This window comes from Mesorhizobium sp. M0664, from assembly GCF_040320565.1.
GTDB lineage: Bacteria > Pseudomonadota > Alphaproteobacteria > Rhizobiales > Rhizobiaceae > Mesorhizobium.
On record NZ_JAMYPW010000023.1, the window covers coordinates 72,676 to 89,981 of the forward strand.

At 59.5% G+C, this 17,306-nt stretch carries 10 protein-coding genes and 3 pseudogenes; 7 read left to right on the forward strand and 6 right to left on the reverse strand.

Features of this window, described 5'->3' with window-relative positions:
• The first annotated feature begins 11 nt into the window (after positions 1-11).
• Entirely contained in the window at positions 12-674 is a 663-nt protein-coding gene (locus NKI39_RS20470) for an acyl-homoserine-lactone synthase (protein ID WP_352692569.1), read from the forward strand.
• Positions 675-1,369: 695 nt separating this feature from the next.
• Entirely contained in the window at positions 1,370-2,977 is a 1,608-nt protein-coding gene (locus NKI39_RS20475; RefSeq protein ID WP_352833954.1) for a WD40/YVTN/BNR-like repeat-containing protein, read from the forward strand.
• Between the two features lie 159 nt (positions 2,978-3,136).
• Here NKI39_RS20475 and NKI39_RS20480 read toward each other — a convergent pair whose 3' ends face one another.
• Together NKI39_RS20480 and NKI39_RS20485 are read right to left on the reverse strand one after the other, a co-directional pair.
• Complete coding sequence (locus NKI39_RS20480; RefSeq protein ID WP_352833957.1) at positions 3,137-4,864, reverse strand: hypothetical protein; 1,728 nt, start codon at positions 4,862-4,864, stop codon at positions 3,137-3,139.
• A gap of 129 nt (positions 4,865-4,993) precedes the next feature.
• The gene (locus NKI39_RS20485; RefSeq protein WP_352692566.1) at positions 4,994-5,449 is read right to left on the reverse strand and encodes a hypothetical protein; all 456 of its coding nucleotides are present in this window, start codon (positions 5,447-5,449) and stop codon (positions 4,994-4,996) included.
• Positions 5,450-5,945: 496 nt separating this feature from the next.
• Here NKI39_RS20485 and NKI39_RS20490 point away from each other — a divergent pair.
• Positions 5,946-6,917, forward strand: a pseudogene (locus tag NKI39_RS20490) (IS110 family RNA-guided transposase); the annotation flags it as partial.
• Positions 6,918-7,540: 623 nt separating this feature from the next.
• Here the strand turns inward: NKI39_RS20490 and NKI39_RS20495 are convergent.
• The 3 genes and pseudogenes from NKI39_RS20495 to NKI39_RS20505 form a co-directional block, all read right to left on the reverse strand.
• Positions 7,541-8,704 (reverse strand): annotated as a pseudogene (locus NKI39_RS20495) (IS91 family transposase); the annotation flags it as partial.
• A 3-nt stretch (positions 8,705-8,707) separates the two neighbouring features.
• Entirely contained in the window at positions 8,708-9,025 is a 318-nt protein-coding gene (locus NKI39_RS20500) for a tyrosine-type recombinase/integrase (protein ID WP_352833960.1), read from the reverse strand.
• Between the two features lie 318 nt (positions 9,026-9,343).
• Positions 9,344-9,508 (reverse strand): phage integrase N-terminal SAM-like domain-containing protein, encoded by a 165-nt coding sequence (locus tag NKI39_RS20505; protein ID WP_352833963.1) that lies wholly within the window; start codon positions 9,506-9,508, stop codon positions 9,344-9,346.
• 381 nt (positions 9,509-9,889) lie between these two features.
• Here NKI39_RS20505 and NKI39_RS20510 point away from each other — a divergent pair, with 381 nt between their 5' ends.
• From NKI39_RS20510 to NKI39_RS20520, 3 genes are read left to right on the forward strand one after another with little or no spacing between them, the layout of a single operon-like run.
• Complete coding sequence (locus NKI39_RS20510) at positions 9,890-10,462, forward strand: ATP-binding protein (protein WP_352833965.1); 573 nt, start codon at positions 9,890-9,892, stop codon at positions 10,460-10,462.
• Positions 10,456-10,794, forward strand: a complete 339-nt coding sequence (locus tag NKI39_RS20515; RefSeq protein ID WP_352833968.1) for a hypothetical protein — start codon at positions 10,456-10,458, stop codon at positions 10,792-10,794. The genes NKI39_RS20510 and NKI39_RS20515 overlap by 7 nt, the downstream gene beginning before the upstream one ends.
• Before the next feature lie 38 nt (positions 10,795-10,832).
• Complete coding sequence (locus NKI39_RS20520) at positions 10,833-11,555, forward strand: hypothetical protein (protein WP_352833971.1); 723 nt, start codon at positions 10,833-10,835, stop codon at positions 11,553-11,555.
• Between the two features lie 1,721 nt (positions 11,556-13,276).
• Here NKI39_RS20520 and NKI39_RS20525 read toward each other — a convergent pair.
• A pseudogene (locus NKI39_RS20525) lies at positions 13,277-14,177 on the reverse strand (transposase).
• Positions 14,178-14,488: 311 nt separating this feature from the next.
• Between NKI39_RS20525 and NKI39_RS20530 the strand changes: the two are divergent.
• The gene (locus NKI39_RS20530; RefSeq protein WP_352833974.1) at positions 14,489-17,188 is read left to right on the forward strand and encodes a P-loop NTPase family protein; all 2,700 of its coding nucleotides are present in this window, start codon (positions 14,489-14,491) and stop codon (positions 17,186-17,188) included.
• Positions 17,189-17,306: the final 118 nt, after the last annotated feature.

Genomic DNA, 17,306 nt, shown 5'->3' on the forward strand with positions numbered 1-17,306 from the left:
GGGGATTGCGCATGATTGCCGCTCATGTCGTCAACGCGCAGAACAGACATCTTTACGAAAACGAATTCGACGAGTTTTTGCGCCGGCGCCATGATTTTTTTGTGCACCAGAAACATTGGCGCCCTCCGAGCCCAGATGGTCGCGAGCTAGATCAATTCGATACGGATGCAGCGACATATTTGCTGGGGATCGAGGATGACCGCGTGGTGACCTCGGCTCGGCTGATCCCAACAAGCGAGCCGCACATGGTATCGGAGGTTTTTTCCGATATGTGCGAAATAGGAGGCGTTCCCAGGCGCACGGATTGGGCCGAATGGACACGGACCTTTGTGGTTCCAGACAAGCGCACCGGTGGGCTACGAGGCACGCTCACACAGCTTTGCTGCGCCGTTATGGAATATGCGCTCGACGAAGGGCTCGCTGCTGTGGGCGGCGTCCAAGAAACGTATTTCATGCCGCATCACGGGGCACTCAAATGGCGTGTAACCCCGATGGGAATGGCCAGGGAGCAAAACGGCGAATTCTACATCGTCGCGTACATTGAAGTTAACGAAACTGCTTTGAGAAATGTGCGGAACATCCTCCGTATCGACAGATCCCTGCTTGTCCGGCGGGGTCCACAATTGCCGTTCGCGATCAGGGACAAGACCCTTCAGCGGATGTCGGCCTCGTAACCTTTGAATTGGGAGGACAAAATGAAAACCATTCTATTCGTTCTGAGCACGACAGTGTTGGTTGGCCTTGCGTTTAGCGCCGAGGCCCAGCAGGTAACTGCCTCTGGCTGCGCAGGGGCCGGCCCCAAAACCGGCAGTGGGGACCTATGGCACCGTAACCGGTAGCGTGAGTGGCGATGCAGATACGTGCCAACAGGGAACTCTGCTCAAAGCGGCGGAATGGAAGCCTGACCAGAGCAAGGTGGTGTGGAAACACCCAGTAGGACGACGCGATGTCCATCCGGCGGAAACACGTTGCATCCGGCAGAGGATAAAATGCCAAACCTCTACCGACCTGCACAAGGCGCCACTGCTTGGCTTCGCGTCGATCGCCGATGGTCCCGGGGTGGCGTCGAGCATTGCATCGCTGAACGACGGTATGCCGCTATCCTAGCCATTTCCTTCGTAGGGGAAAGGCTGCAGTCAAAAATGCGGTCGAAATCGAGGACGCTGCATTTTACACGACAACGAGCAAAACAAACAACGTCCTCCCAGCTTCGGCGGTGGAAGCTTCGCGGACCGACACTGCCACGGTGACGCTACAGTAAATGCTCACCGGGCTCCTCTCCTGCGGCGCAGAGCTGGCAAGCCGTGCGCAGCAAACTTTCAGTTTCTGCATCCGCCATTTTGCGATTTTTCAACCCGGAGGATGATCGATGGCCTTTAATTGGCGTCCAACGAACGCTCCGCTCCAGACACGCTACGATGATATTTGGTTTCTAGGGCCCGAGACCGGCTGGGCGGTGAACAGTGCGGGTCAAATCGTGCATACCGAAGATGCAGGTGCGACTTGGACGGTTCAACATACCGTCGACGCCGACACGTGGCTTCGTTGCATGAGCTTCACCAGCGCGACCGATGGTTGGGTGGGCTCAATCACGCGCCGGCAGCGCCTGTGGAAGACCGAGGATGGCAAGACCTGGAACGATATGACCGATCCGCTGCCGCCGCTGCCTAGCGCGATATGTGGGATATCCTCGCCGGCTAAGGGCGTGGTCTTTGCCTCCGGTACGCAATATCCAAATCGTGAGGCAGCGGTCATGCATACGACCGATGGCGGCCAGACGTGGAACTCGATCTCGATGGCGGCGCACGCCAACCTGCTGATCGATACCTATTTTGTCGACGATCTGCATGGCTGGGTGGTCGGTGGAAACGGGGGGACGACTTACGACCAATTGAAGCCAGTGGTCATGTTCACCTCCGACGGTGGCAAGAAGTGGGAAAACAAACTCCTGAATTCTGGGATCGACTTCCCGACGGGCGAATGGGGTTGGAAGATCCAATTCCTCAATACGCAAGTCGGATTCGTGTCCCTCGAAAACGACACCGCCGCGGCCATTTTGAAGACCACGGACGGTGGACAGACTTGGAAGCGCATCCCGATCAACGATCCGCAGCGGAATGTTGAACTGGAGGGTATTGGCTTTCTTAACGACCAGGTGGGGTGGGTCGGCGGCTGGGGGCACGGGTTCATGTCGGGTAGTCCTGACGGGACGACTAGCGGAACGACCGATGGCGGCGCCACGTGGTTCGATGCCGACGGCGTGGGTCGGTTTATCAACCGCTTTCGTTTCACCAAGACTGAACCGATCGTCGCATACGCGTCCGGAGGGACGATCTATATGTTAGACATGGATGCCGCGGCCTTGGCTGCCGCGCCGGTGGTCGTGGAACCGCCCATAGCACTGGCCTGGGACAGCCTCGATATTGCTGCCCAAATCCCTGAAGGTGCGAAGCAGCTCACTGTTACTGTCTTCGATCCGCGCCAGATATTGGTGAAGGTTGTGGCCAACGAGCAGTCACCAAAGCCAGGCTCACGAACGATCGCTTGGAATTTCAAGACAGACGACGGTGTGGATGCCGGAACAGGTCATTTTATATACCGCATTTTCATCGATGGCCAAGCCACGACCGGCATGGCGGTGCGACCGGCACGTGCAACCCCCGACGACCTGGGTAATCAGGTTCAGGATCTAATTAGGCGTCTCGCGTCTCGCGCCAAACGCGCGCATGAGGACCTTGTGCTTCCCAACGAAAGCGGCGAACCCGTGAAGCTGAAGACGCTGTTTGACTCCCCGTTGGATCTGATGGCGGCACTTGTCCGTGGCGGCTGGATCATTCCGGGCGAGCCGGATAGAAGCATGTTTTTGGTCGCCATCATTGGAACCGGGCCCATGCAGGGCGTGATCGGGCAGGCGGACGTCCAGCTGTTGTCAGATTGGATTGCGGCTGGAGCGCACGTTCCGCTGGCGACAAGCTAACGCTGTGCCACATGCGCAGCCTTCTTTGCACGAGGTAGCGACAGCGGCGAACTGCACAGCATTCGGGCAGACAGTTGGCATATCCGGCGGTGGCCACCTGGCAAGCGTGCGCGCCCACATTTAAACGTTCAAGGGGTCGAGCGGCGGCTCGGTCTTGTGTCAGAATAAGGGATTCAACACCTTGTACACGTGGCTTACGCCGGTCTGGTTGCTCCTGTGGCACAAGAAGCAGTTCGATCCCTTATCTCCAGCTTGCGTTCCCTGTTGGTAGGTTTCCATCGTGCTGTTGGCCAACATGCTCGTACCCACCTGGTTCGAGGCGGTCGGAGAAGCGCCGCCGATCGTCCAGGTCGCGCCAACGAAGACGTAGTTGGCGCGCACATCGCCAGCAGCCAATTGGCTCCGCACGCTATTGTTGATGGCGATGATCTCGGTGTTTGAGGCGGTGTCGGACCCGTCGATCGGGTTCGGAGACACGCCAGACACCGCCCCCCAAGTCTTCCAGCGGATGGTGTTGCTCGGCGCAATGCCTGACGGGTCATCTCCTGGAATGATATCTCCGGAATCAAATCGCGCCTTCAGGGCGTTGAAAACGCCGGCTGGATTGTCGGCACTGAACAGCCATGTTCCTGAGCTCGGCTGAGCGACGGTCTTTGTATTGCCGGCTGTGTCGAGATACGTGTAGGCACCGGTTGGCACATCGTCGACATGCTGAAAAGTCGCCCAGATCATCTCGGGATGGCCCTTTGCGCTGCCGACAACGTGCATTCCGACCATGGCAAGCGACACGGTTTTTTGACCATTCGGTTTCCACTTCTTGGGATCGGACATGTCAAAAGTTGGCACTGTCGCATCCATGGTAATGTATTTGCTTGCGTCAGCGACTGAACTCGCGTCGACCCATGACGTCTTAAGTTCGATGGCCAACGTCTCCGGAGCGGCAATGATTTTCTGATTTGCTGTGGCGAATGCCGCGATCTTGTCCAGATCACTCGGCGTCACAGGAAATTGCGTCGGTGCGGGACTGATTCCGCCGTTGGCGGCCCCCGTCACCATGTAGGTGAAGACGTCGTTGACTGTGGTGACATAGTAGACCAGCGAATTGTTTTGCGAGATTAGGACCCCGTCGCTGTTGGCCTGGCCCACTTCCGTCTGGATCACATCGCCTGCACCGTCAACCAACAGGTCTTTTCCGCCGACGCTCAGTTTTCGCGCAATGCTGATCTGCGCTCCGCCCACAGCACTTCCTGCAGCGGCGGCGGGGAGATCGGGAAACGCCTCGATTTTCGTGCCGTCTGTGCCGAACAGGTTGGGCTTGGTCTGTCCGCTACCGACTTCCATACGCGCCAACTCGCTCACTTTACCGCTCAAATCTTGGACCAAAGGTCCACCTTTTGGTCCAGCGGGTGGTGTGACGACCTCAAACAGTTGACCGGTGTTGGACATAACCACCGGCAGATCGTTCGGGCCATTTTGCGGAGTTCTGATGCTCGCAATGCTCAATGGCGTCGAGGAATGCGGAATGAACTTTCGGTGGTTGCTCTCATCGAGGGGGGTAACGTCGAAGAACGCGGGGGACTCGAAGACCTTTCCGCTGCCGCCGAAGCGGGACGTGGCCGGCGAGGCGAGCCACAAAAACATTCGCTCCGACCATTGGTAAAAGCTGCAGTTTGGTGTGTCCGGGAAGTTGATGCTGTCCGCGGGCCCAATTGTACCGTTGAGGCTTACAGAGCCTGAGTCGAACCATGATTTGAACATCGGTGGATCGACCACGCATGTGGGCTTCGCATCCGTCGGCAGGGTCTGCCCCCGGACTTCAGCCAACGGCGAGAGCGCCCCAACACACAGGCAAAGGATAGCCGGCACGAAATGTAAGGTATGTCGCATGAGAAAACTCCTCCAGTCAGGTGCACCATGCCGGGCTTATGTCGGCCGCCCGCGTTCAAATATTCTGACGAGTCCACGCCAGTGACCCATCGAATTCCGGCTGTTTGGAATGAGTGCCTCGACTTTGAATTAGGCGGGCGCTCCGTTCGTTATCCACGTCGCTACGGTCGTGAGTTGTTGTTTATTCGCCAGCGTTGCCAGCGGATCGGAATCAACATCGGGCATTTGGCTCAGGGATGAACCGTCAAACGGCGGCTGCCCAGCTAGAGCCAGGTACAAATTCGAGGTTTCGGGATGCCCCGGAGTGACAAGCCGGCCATCCTGCCCCCAATTCGATGTGTCAAAATTGACAAAGCCATCGCGCGTGTCGGTCGGAGGCTTCCGCCAAAATCGCATGTGCGGCGCGCCATTGATGTTTGCATCAGTGGGAGGCACGAGAGTGTCCAGCAGGTTCTGAATATCCTCAAAGCTTGGCTGCAGCGTTCCGGCCAAAGGCAGCACTTTGATCTTCGGCGAGGTCACCCCCTTGATTGGCTTCGGGCCTTCCTTACCCGACTTGGTAGCTGAGCGTGGCTTCTTGGTCATCGTTTGCTTCCTTGCCAGAGCGCAGTTCTGGTTCCCCGATCATCTGTCAGCAGGTAGAATGCTCTCGAGAAGGCGTTGATATCTCGGAATGAGAGCGAACTCGCCGCGGTACCCAGCAACACAGTCAATACAGAGGACCTGCCAGAATTTCTCGCGTGGCATCAATGTCCTGGTCAACTGTCCGATCGGACAGGTGACGCATTTTCTCGTGGCTGCGACTGTCCTTCAGGGAAGGACAGGGGTTGCGCTGTGGTAAGCACCCATGTCGCCAATGCGCTACAAGCACCTTTACAAGAAGGAGTTCGAGCAGTTGTTAGGCCGGCGTCTTGCGCTGCGCGGCTGTTCATATGGCCGGCATGGCTGCCGGTAGGAGACGACCCGGGAATGTCCGGTTTGCAGGATTTTGGCACATGGTCGCGAGCGACCGGGATGCTGAAGATCCTATGGGGATGGAAGGCGACCAGCGCTCCGCCAGAGTGAAGTCGCTAAACATCACCTGCAACGAAAGGCGGAAGTGCGGACAGGGCAGCGTTTCCGGGTCATATCAATCCAGGAAGCTGGTCTGGATGGATTCTGGATACATCGGGTCCTCGAACGCGAAGGCATCGAGAGTTATGTCGTGGACCCGGCATCCATTGCCACATCACGTCGCCGCCGGCGGGCCAAGACCGACAGGATTGATGGGGAAGCACTGGTTCGAGCGTTGTTGGCCCACAACCCGGCGAGCCTAGGGTTTGCGCGATGTTGCGAGTGACCAACGCCGGAGGAGGAAGACCGTCGCCGGTTGGTGCGGGAGCGGAAGGCTCTGACGAACGAGCGGATCAGGCACGTCAACAGGATAAAGGGCCTTTTGTTCAGCCAAGGCGTGTCCGGATACGAACCACTAAAAGGCGATCGACGCAAATGCCTCGATGCGCTCATTACCGGAGATGGGCGTCCACTGCCGCCAGCGCTCATGGCGCAGATCAGCCGCGAGCTTGATCGCATCGAGTTGCTGATCCAGCAGATCAAGGATGTTGAAGAGGCACGCGACGCCTTGCTCGTCGCGGCAGATGAGCCAACACCGGCCCTGCTGCTCAGCCTCAAGGGAATAGGTCCGGAGTTCGCGGCCGTCCTGTGGTCTGAGGGATTATCGCGCAAGTTTGACAATCGACGACAGGTTGCCGCCTACGCTGGTTTGGTGCCAACGCCCTGGCAAAGTGGGCAGATTAATTGCGAGCAGGGAGTCTCGAAGTCCGGCAACCCCAGGCTCCGGTCGACGCTTGTCCAGGTTGCGTGGCTCTGGGTGCGCCATCAACCCAATTCCGCACTCAGCCAGTGGTTCAGGGCGCGAGTCATCCAGAATGGTGGCCGGTACAAGAAGACGGCGATCATCGCCCTCGCTCGGAAACTGCTTGTTGCACTGTGGAAATACGTGAACGCCGGAGTCGTTATAGAAGGAGCTCTCCTGACGAAACCATCAGCGTAGACGCCAATCGATCATAACAATCTCCAGGCCGATCAGGCCTGGCAGATCCTCGGTAGACGAACCGACGAAACTCATGGCCTCAACAGCCGCCGCTGAAGAATGGTTTCGTCTCTTGGGTCCGAATCCGCCGCAAGCGGGATCATGGAACAGGTGCATGCGCCCTGACCGAATATAAGGTGGACTGGGTTCGTTCGCGAACCGCGTCACGCAAACGGACACATCGAATGGATCTGCGGATTGCCCGGAGGTACATGACAATGTCGACGTGATGCCGTTTGTAGTTGACCATCCCCATATAAGGGTTTCGGGTGCCGGCAGGCGTACGAAAGTCTCTCATGCAGGAACCCGCGGGCCGCAGACGATAGCCTATGGGGATTTGTGCCTTGTGATGTGCCAGCGCTTGTCGCGAACTTCCGCATAGGATGCGGTGGGGATGTCGTGGAAGCGGCTTCCGGGCCAGGCCGAAGAGCTTGTAGCGTTGATTCCGACGGGATTGATGTGCTTGACGATCGGCGCCACGGCAACGTGCACATGACATCCCGTTGACCGGCGCTGGCGTGGCGCGGTCGTACGAGCAACTTGGCCATGCCGGGTCTTGGGGCGTTCTCCCGGTTCGGCGCTCTTGAGGCAGGCGGTGCACGAGGCTGGCACCACCGTTCGAACCTCTCGATGAAGACCATGCGCCCGCCGCAGCAAGGGCACGGCGGGCGGACGTCAGCCGGTTCTTCCGGAGTGTCATCTCCCGGCGGCGGAGCGACGTTCAGCAGTTCGCGCGCGAGTGCGAGGCTGGCTTTGCGGGCAGAGCTGGCGAGCAGCCCATAGTAACGGATGCGGTGGAACCCACGCGGCAGGAGATGGAGCAGGAAGCGGCGGATGAACTCGTCGGCGGCAAGCGTCATGGCGCGCTGGCGCTCGGCACCATCGCGGCGATAATCCTTGTAGCGGAAGGTGACTCCAGCCTCGTCGAAGGCGATCAGGCGGCGGTTCGAGATGGCGACCCGGTGAGTGTAGCGCGACAGGTAGGCGAGCACCACTTGAGGTCCGGCGAAGGGCGGCTTGGCATAGACCACCCAGCGCTTGCTGCGAACAGGCTTCAGATGACGCAGGAAGGCCCGACGGTCGGCCAGGTGCGCGGTCGATCCGAAGAAGGCGAGCCGACCGGCGTCGTGCAGCGCGACCAGCCGGGTCAGGAACAGACGGCGGAACAGCTTGCCCAATACTCTGACTGGGAGAAGGAAGGCCGGCCGCGACGATATCCAGCGTGACCCGTCCGGCGCGATGCCGCCGCCCGGCACGATCATGTGCACGTGCGGATGGTGCGTCATCGCCGAGCCCCAGGTATGGAGCACTGCGGTGATGCCGATGCGCGCGCCGAGATGCTTCGGATCCGCCGCGATCGTCAGCATCGTCTCCGATGCCGCCTTGAACAGCAGGTCGTAGACGAGCGCCTTGTTCTGGAAGGCTATGTCGGCGACCTCGGCGGGCAGCGTGAACACGACGTGGAAGTAGCCGACCGGCAGCAGGTCGGCCTCGCGCTCGGCCAGCCAAGTCCGTGCCACCGCGCCCTGGCACTTCGGGCAGTGCCGGTTGCGGCAGGAATTATAGGCGATCGGCCATTGGCCGCAGTCTTCGCAGGCCTCGACGTGACCGCCGAGCGCCGCGGTGCGGCAATGCTCGATCGCCGACATCACCTTGAGCTGGATGAGGCTCAGGTGACCTGCATGGGCGGCCCGATAGGCGGGGCCGGCAGCACGGAAGATGTCGGCGACCTCAACAGAGGTGTGCACGGCTCAGCCGGGCGGCGTCTTGCCTTCCATTAGCGCCATCAGCCGGTCGAGCGGCCCTGCGACCGCGTGGATCGTCCGGGTCGAGACCTGGGTGTAGAGCACGGTCGTATCGAGCTTGCTGTGGCCAAGCAGCACCTGGATAACGCGGATGTCGACATCCTGTTCGAGCAGGTGGGTGGCGAAGCTGTGACGCAGCGTGTGCGGGCTGACGCGTTTGCGGATGCCGGCGACTTCGGCTGCCTCCTGGACCGCGCGGTGCAATTGCCTCGATGAGATCGGCGCGGTGAAGCTGCGCCCCGGGAACAGCCAGTCGACACGCATGCTGATCCGCGTCGAACAGGGTCGATGTCGTCGACCTTGAGGTGCGCGACTTCGGACACGCGCAGGCCCGCGCCATAGGCGACGCCAGGTGCGGCCTTGTACTTGATGCCGGGTGCGGCTTCGAGCAGCCGCGCCGCTTCCTCCACGCTCAGCACGTCGGGCAGCTTGCGCTGATACCTCATGATCACCAGCGCACGCGCCAGATCCCGACGCTTCAGCGTCACGAGGAACAGGAACCGCAGTGCCGAGACCGCGCCATTGATCGTCGCAGGGCCGACGCCGCTCTCATGCTGATGCAGCTGGAATCGACGGATGTCCTCAGCCCGTCGCAGTGTCGGGCGAGCGGCCAAGGAACACAGCGAAGCGCCGGACGTGACGAACGTAGTCCTGCTGGGTATGGGAGCCCAGGCCACGCATGAACATGTCGTGCTGCATGCGCTGGCGAAGCGGAGAGATTGGTGCATCGGTCGACAGGGTAGCCATGGCGAGTTCCTCTCGCTGAAGGGAACTCCATGGTCAGATCGACGCCTCTACCCGCTCAAGTCAAAATGGCAGTCGCGCCATCTCAGGCCGAGGTGCCCCTCCCGCGAAGCGGGTTCGTGCTTGCGGCGGATAGCGGGGCGGCAGCATTTGGGGCCGGCAGCGGACTGACGGCTTCAACCACATCGTGCAAATCAGCGTTGGCGGCCTTGGTTTTATCACGGATCCATGGCAGGGTTTTTCCGGTTAAAGAGACGTCTTCCTAAGCTAGAACTGTATTGAAGTTGTGATAGCATTGCGCCTTTCGAGGCAGGCGGAGCGCTAGCGGACCAAGTTGCAGATAGGCCGGATGCAATGAATCAAATCACAGCCCTGCAGCCAGGAATGCTTCGAACCAACCTCAGGGGGCAGATCCGGCAGACACAGCTTCCGAAATGGAAGGCGCTCCTTCCGCTGTTCGAGGCGGTAATGAACTCTTTTCAAGCAATTCAGGACGCGAAGTCCGCAAGGCGGCATCGTGTCACGATCGTCGTGGAGCGCGACGAAGATCTGCTTGGCGAGGACATCGCCGCTATCGTCGGCTTCGAGATCCGCCATACTGGCATCGGCTTTACCGACGAGAACTTCGACTCCTTCAACACTGCGTATTCGGAACATAAGTACGAACGAGGCGGGAAAGGCCTCGGCCGGTTCATGTGGCTCAAGGCCTTCCAGACGGTTCGCGTTAGGACGACTTTCCAAGCTCAGGACGGCGATGACGAGCCAAGTCAATGGCTGCGGGATTTCGAGTTCGGCCTCGACTACGACCCCGACGCGGCCAGCGCGACCCAGATCGATAGCGGGACATCAGGAACTACGGTCAAACTCAGGGGCTTCCTTTCGCCTTATCGCGAGGAATGCCCGGCCGACATCGAGATACTGGCGCAACGACTGGCCAGCATTTCATTCTCGTGTTGATGCAGCCGGAATGTCCCGAGATCGAGATTCATGACGGCGGCATCAAACTGTCCCTCAACAGAGTGTTCGACGAGAACTTCCAGCGAGGCGGGCACAGCGAGAAATTCGAGATAGCCGGACAAAGTTTTCGCATCGTGACAACGTCGGCGCGCACCTCAACTCAAAGAGGGAAGGTGTTTCGCGGCTTCGGCGGTTTTGAATCAAGCTACAAAGTGCAATGCCCCTACTGTCAGAAGGTTTTTACGCGAAAAACCCAGACTCTCACCCTGAATGAACACAAGTCCCCGGACGGCTATCGCTGCGGTGGCCGCACCGGCTACCGCGTATTTTGAGCCCGGCACGCAAAATCCCTTCCGGCTTAAGTGTCTTCGTGGATGAAAGCATCCATGATCGTGGGGACTTCATAGTTGTGGCTGCCGTGTACTGTGAAGCTGACGTTCAGGAACAAGTCGTTGAAGGCCTGTTGGACTGCGGTTTCGATCCCGCTCGTGACGAGTTCAAGAGCAGCATGGCGATGCGTGGTAACCCGGCGGCACAGGAATTGCGACACCGCCTCCAGTCCATCCTACGCGACTGCAAGATAGGATTGGCCGTTTGCCCGATCTCGGAGCGAGCGATACTCGCTACGCATATTTCCACGCTGCTATCCAGCGTCGATGTTACCCCCGAAACTCCTATCGCGGCGATCTATCTGGACGAGGGAATGAAGCGAACAAACGCCAAGATGCCTCGTAGCGCTACAGTTACCTATGGCTGCGATTCAAAGTTGGTCGCAGGAATCCAGCTAGCGGATTGTGCCGCGCATTTAGTTTCGACGATGCTTCTTGATGAGCTGGGCATCATTTCAAAGACAGTGCCCGCGAGCAGCGTTTACGACGGCCAGGAGGGCGAGATTGAACTGGCATGGACACTTTGGGCGAGCATCCGCTACGCGCTCTCGGGCAGAAAGCCTGTCGGAGAAATCGACGAGTATGGATTGCCGGAACCGCTGATGAATCCGTTCGGCCTAGTCGTGTCTGACCGCTGCTCCGACGCCGTAAAAGCGGCAGCTGAAAAGCGACTCGGAACGGTTTGGATCGGTTGCATTCACTAGGTGCCGAAGGTCAACTAGACCAGATCAGGTAAGTGCGACCCGCCACTGCATGGTGTCCGCATTATCATATTCTTTAAGCCGTGCGCGACGGCTCTGAGGGCATCATCTCTCCGGGGGCGCTGCAACCTCCTCGTTTCTTCCCACGACGCGGTATTCTGACGTCATTGCGAACTGTAGGCGCCAGATAGTTAGGGAGGACCTCCGGCATCGGTTCAAAACTGCCGATCGCGGCCATGTCGATCCGCATTTGAGTGTCTGGAATAAGGCGCATACCAGGCATTCAGTAGCTGACCGAAACCGCGCCTCGGTCGCCTCATCCCCTCCACATTGTAGAGTGGGGAACGGCCTGCATATGCTCTGCCAGGTCGAGCTCACCGCGCGCCTCGGTCTCTAATAGATACCGAGCCTTGGCTAGGCGGTCCGCTTCCCCACCGCAGGGTAGTCGCAGATGGCGAGCAGCGCCCTCTCCTCCTCCCGGCTGGCTCTGTCGGATTCGCTGCTGCCACCGCCCATGTCATGCAGGGCTTCACCGAACGCAGCATAACCTACCTTGTGCGCCTCAATCAGCGCTCGCAAAGTATCGGACGGTCCTTGGTCTCCACCTGCCGGCCCAGCACCGAGCGCCGTTGCCGCAACTGTCGAGGCGACGACTGCGCTGCCAGAGTGGAGGAGCAAGGCGCGGCGGTTGATCCTAGACGTGGCGAACTCTCCCATTTGCTTTGATGGCGATCAGGCCAGTGGCCTAAAACCATCAGACCGTAACACGACACTTTGCGCATTCGTGTCAGCATGGAGCGCCCCCTGGCGGCGGCAGGTAGCACGGCTGGGCGGTGCGCAGCGCCGGCGGATGCCGGGCCCGACCAGCCCTCCGGTGGAAGCTTGGATTTGTTGGCGGACGTGTCGCTACCGGCGCGCTTTCCATCGGGACCGTGAAGCCTATGCATCAGCAGTGCGGAGGATGGCGCCAGCCGACAAGCCTGCGCTCGGCCGCCATCCTACGGCCGACGCTGGCGACGTCGGCACTCGGCGCAGCGGCGAAAGATCGCTGCGGCAGCCGTGCCGACCGCCCACGCGCGTCACCGCAAGGCAGGTCGACGAGGTGCTGCGTCGACCATCCACCAGTTCGTTATCTCCCGACGAGAAGCTATCTCAGCGGGTCGTCTCTGACCACGGCCCCCTTCCCGCCCCCACCCTCCTCAAGCGCTGGCCGAGCATCGCACATTGCACTAAGCCACAAAAACAGCTGAGAATTCGCGATTCTTGCAATGTGCAGTAAACGTGCACACATTGCGAAATCGCCGTCTAACCCATTGAAAAACAAAAGCCCCGACCGCAGCGCAATGTGCCCCCTTTTATCCCGCCATCTTAATCAGTTGTGCTTTGCGAGACTTTGTCTCCATCGTCGTTCCTCCTCCTATTCTCTGCACTGCGATTCCGCCTTTGGCCGTCGAGTTCCGATGCGCCGTGCAATCTTCCGCGCTCTGCGACGGCGTGTTTCGGCTGCACGAAAGCAGCACTCGAACCGTCGTGGCGCACTTTTCCATCGGTCGGACGGAGCATCGTCACAGGCAATCGGACGCGGTCCGGCCGTCTGTCGATCGGCGCGGCCGCAGGCAAGATAACGTGCGTTCCGTCGTTCCTGGTGTGCATCGGTCCTCATCCGCCGGGGGCGGATCTCCTCGTCTCAGATGGCGTCCGTGACACTGCGGACGCCATGCGTTTCAACTGATGATCTTCTGCTCATCGATGCGCTCCCAAAAGCTTGCGGGCCTTGTCACGCTCGCGCCGGCCGGCGTCGCTTGGCTTGCCGCCGGATCGCCGACATAGAACGTGCCGTCGCTCCAGATCGCATGCATGGTCACCGCCAGCCTGCGCGCCACCGCGACACAGGCCTTGCGATGGCAAGAGCGCTTGGCGATCGGCTGGCCCCAGCTCTTGACCTTGTCCTTGCCTTTGAAGCGCGTCATCAACCGGAAGCCGCCTCATAGAGCGCTCGCCGCACGTCGGCTCGGCGGCCTTCGAGATGCGTCCCTGGACGTCGATCGTGGAGCCGGATTGCCAGCGTCGCGACATCAGCCCGAAGTAGGCGGCGACGTCACGCGAGCGGCGGAAGCGCGACGGATCGTCGATCGCGATCATGAACGAAAGCGTCGTCACCGGGCCGACGCCGGGGATGACCATGAAGCGCCGAAGTCTCGTTGCGCGCGACGATCCTCACGACGACATCGTGCAGCCGGCAGTACCGCTTCCACAGCGCCGCGGTAGCAGCTTTGCGACTTGATAATGAGCCTGTCGAAACCAGCCGGTGCGCATGATATGCGCGATGCAGAGCGATGCCTTATCGGTTTTGTTGCGCTACGCCGACATCGCGGCGCACACGTGCTGCGTCTCCAGGCGGACGGCCGGCAGGCCGAGTTTCTTAAGTTTGGGATGCAGCTGGGGCGACAACGCGACGGCCTCGTGGCCCAGACGCCGCAGGCGCGGCAGAAACGACTTCAACGCGGCAAACAGCGCGTCAGGGCCAGTCACAACTGTTGTCTCAAGATGTACCGTGCCAAGAAAATCGACTACGCACACCCCCGTCTCATCCATCGCGACGTCCAGCCCACAAAAGAATTCTATCAGACGCTTCTGCGTTGCGCTGCCAAGGGGCAGCCGGTGCTCGCTCGACTGCGCACCGCTAGAGGGCTCTCCGCTAGAGCGGCTTTGATGTAGCCACCAGTTTCGCAGGAAGACGGCTTTGTAGCGTAGCTTCAAAACGCCGGTTGGATCGAAATCGGATGAGGTTGGGCGTAGTCAGGCGGTGGATCACGGCCGCTTCTGGCGATATCAACGCCTGAATTAAACATGAGGGAATAAACCGTCAATTGCAGATCGCTAGGCATGTAGTGTAACCGCCGGAAATCTAAACCAACCGATTCCAAGAGTACTTGATGCCGCACGACTCCCCATCGATCGATTTCCACGAAGTACGAGCCCTCAATGGGCGCCGCTCGGAGGGGTTCGAGGAACTGGTTTGCCAACTCGCCGGCATTGAGGAGCGAGCAGCCGGCAGCGAATTTATTCGCAAAGGCAAAGGCCGCGACGGCGGGCTCGAGTGCTTCGTCCGGCTCGCCGATGGCAGCGAAATCGGCTGGCAAGTCAAGTATTCGTGGTCCTTTGACGCAAATCTGATTGGCAGCCTCGACAAGTCCCTCGCCGCTGCTCTGGCGAAGCATCCGAAGCTAACTGTCTTAACGGTATGCCTGCCCTTCGACCTTTCTGATGCCCGTGGCAAGGCTGTGACCCAACGGGCGGCATATGAAACCTGGCGAGCCAATCGACTCGCAGAGGCCGCCACGAACGGCAGGTCCTTGGAAATCAAGCTATGGGACGCACATGCCGTTGGAGAGCGACTCACCTCCGATGATCCGAGGCTCTCTGGTCGCCGTTTATATTGGTTTGGAACGCAGCATCTGACGGCCGACTGGTTCGCCGAGCAATTCGGGCGCGTAAGGTCTAACCTGGGGCGCCGGTATACCGCGGAAACCAATGTCGCCTTGCCTGTTCGGCGCGCTCTGGTTGGTTTGGCACGCAATGCTGAGCTTCTGCAGGAACTTGCAGACCATCGTAGTAAGTTGCTGGAGGCAACAGATGGGCTCAAGCGCACCGGCATCATGACGGCCGAGCAGGCGGAAACTATTGAGGCCGGGGCTCGCTCGCTGGATGCCATCGAGGATCTCAGCGCTCACCAGTGGCCAATAAGTACTTGGCAAGGGAAGGCGCATACGGCCCTTGAGGTTGCTCGTTCGCTCTACCACGCGGAGTTAGAACGCCAACACCGGACGGCTGCAGATTCAGGGCGACCCGAACGATCGCACTACTCGACATTCCGGCAAGCCCTAGAGGCTTTCAACGCTCTTGTTGACACGCTAGAGGATCAGCCTTGGCTGGTGGCCGTTGGTGCGGCTGTCCTGGTGACTGGCGAGGCGGGTGCAGGCAAGTCACACCTACTCGCAGACGCCTGTGCCTACCAGCTGCAGAAATCCCGCCCCGCACTGTTGTTCTTAGGGAGCAGTCTTGTCGACACGGACGTCTGGTCCCAGCTCATCCAACAATTGGGCCTGCCATCTCACTACACGCGCGATACATTCCTTGGGGCACTCGACGCCGCCGGTGAAGCTGCTGGTTGCCGAAGCCTGCTTATGATCGATGCCATAAACGAGCGGCATGGACGACAAATATGGCCGGATCGTCTCGGCGGCTTTCTCTTCGACGCTGCCAAGTACGCACACGTCGCGGTCGTTTTCTCCTGTCGGTCAACCTACGTCTCACAAACCTTGCCATCAGACCTTGGTGCGCTATCCCCCTTGGAGCTTGAGCACACAGGCTTCTCAACTTTCGATGCGCGCGCTTTTTTGGCTTTGCGAGGCATCATGTTGACTGAGCATCCATTTCTCGATGTCGAACTCCGAAATCCACTGTTCCTCAAGACGTGCTGCGACGCGCTAGAGCGGGAAGGCAAGACTCGCTTCCCGAAAGGTCTTCGCGGCGTCACGGCCGTCTTCTCAATGTACCGAGAGGCTGTATCTGACGCCATTCAGCGACGAATGAATCTGAATAGTCGGCGACGGATAACCGAGCGCGCCATAGACGCCTTGGCCCACGAGATTGAATCCACCCAAGATCCGTATATTCCCGTCGACCGAGCGTTCGAGATTATTGACGAGATCCACGAGGGGAAGGGCGACCAAGACAGCGACCTTTTGCATCAATTAGAAACAGAGGGCGTAATCTCGATCGAACCCGTCCCCGCTGATGAGACTTCAGATTCCGATCTCCATGACCACGTCAGGTTCACGTTCGAGCGTTTCGCCGATCACACTGTCGCACGTTCAATACTCGACGAAACTCTGGTCGAAGCACAGCTACCGTCTCCGCTATCGCCAGACAGCCCGCTAGCGCGCGCTTGTGTGCGAGGTGGTCTTCCTTGGGGGGTGCGCGAAGCGCTGGCAGTTCAGCTTCCTGAGCGCACTGGCGTGGAGCTCCCCGACGCGTTGGCAAACATTCCCGGCGTAATGACCAGGAGCCTCATAACACCGGAAACGGTGCGATTGCGGGCACCTTCGAGCATCACCGAACGTACTCTGGAACTACTTGAGGACTCTCACGGCGTAGATGCCCGTTGGGATGCACTCGTGCGGCTAACCATCGATTCTGAAAGTGCGTTCGATGCGTACTGGCTACACGAACTTCTGAAGGTCATGAAAATTCCCGAACGCGATGCCGATTGGTCGATCTTTGTCGCAAACTACGGCGATGACAGCTCAAACCCCGACAACTCGGCTGCTGCGGATCTCATTGCATGGGCAAGAGACAGGCAAGCTGGAGAAGCTGATCCGAGCATTGTGCAGCGCGCGGCGATAGCGCTTACTTGGTTTCTTTCGACCTCAAGCCGGCGCGCGCGAGATACGGCGACAATGGGTCTCGTGAACCTCTTGACCAGGTTCCCCACCATGGCAGACGAGTTGTTAGAGCTTTTCGATGGCGTCAACGATCCCTACGTTGGAGAACGTCTCAGTGCATCGCTCTATGGGGCTGCTCTCCAGGGCCGCTGGAGTGCTGACGCCCTAGCACTACTTTGGCAGAATTGATTTTGGGGTCATTCGGAACCGGATACGGCAGTATGGACATCGTTGTGGCGGATGGTGGTTTGAGAGTGCTGCTATGACGGCGCGTCGGATGGCTGGCAGTGTCGGTTTAGGCGGGCCG

Bases quoted from the DNA above. Each gene is read 5' to 3' on its own strand.
- NKI39_RS20470 (WP_352692569.1), top strand. From the start codon at position 12: ATGATTGCCGCTCATGTCGTCAACGCGCAGAACAGACATCTTTACGAA.
- NKI39_RS20475 (WP_352833954.1), top strand. From the start codon at position 1,370: ATGGCCTTTAATTGGCGTCCAACGAACGCTCCGCTCCAGACACGCTAC.
- NKI39_RS20480 (WP_352833957.1), bottom strand. From the start codon at position 4,864: ATGCGACATACCTTACATTTCGTGCCGGCTATCCTTTGCCTGTGTGTT.
- NKI39_RS20485 (WP_352692566.1), bottom strand. From the start codon at position 5,449: ATGACCAAGAAGCCACGCTCAGCTACCAAGTCGGGTAAGGAAGGCCCG.
- NKI39_RS20500 (WP_352833960.1), bottom strand. From the start codon at position 9,025: ATGCGTGTCGACTGGCTGTTCCCGGGGCGCAGCTTCACCGCGCCGATC.
- NKI39_RS20505 (WP_352833963.1), bottom strand. From the start codon at position 9,508: ATGGCTACCCTGTCGACCGATGCACCAATCTCTCCGCTTCGCCAGCGC.
- NKI39_RS20510 (WP_352833965.1), top strand. From the start codon at position 9,890: ATGCTTCGAACCAACCTCAGGGGGCAGATCCGGCAGACACAGCTTCCG.
- NKI39_RS20530 (WP_352833974.1), top strand. From the start codon at position 14,489: ATGCCGCACGACTCCCCATCGATCGATTTCCACGAAGTACGAGCCCTC.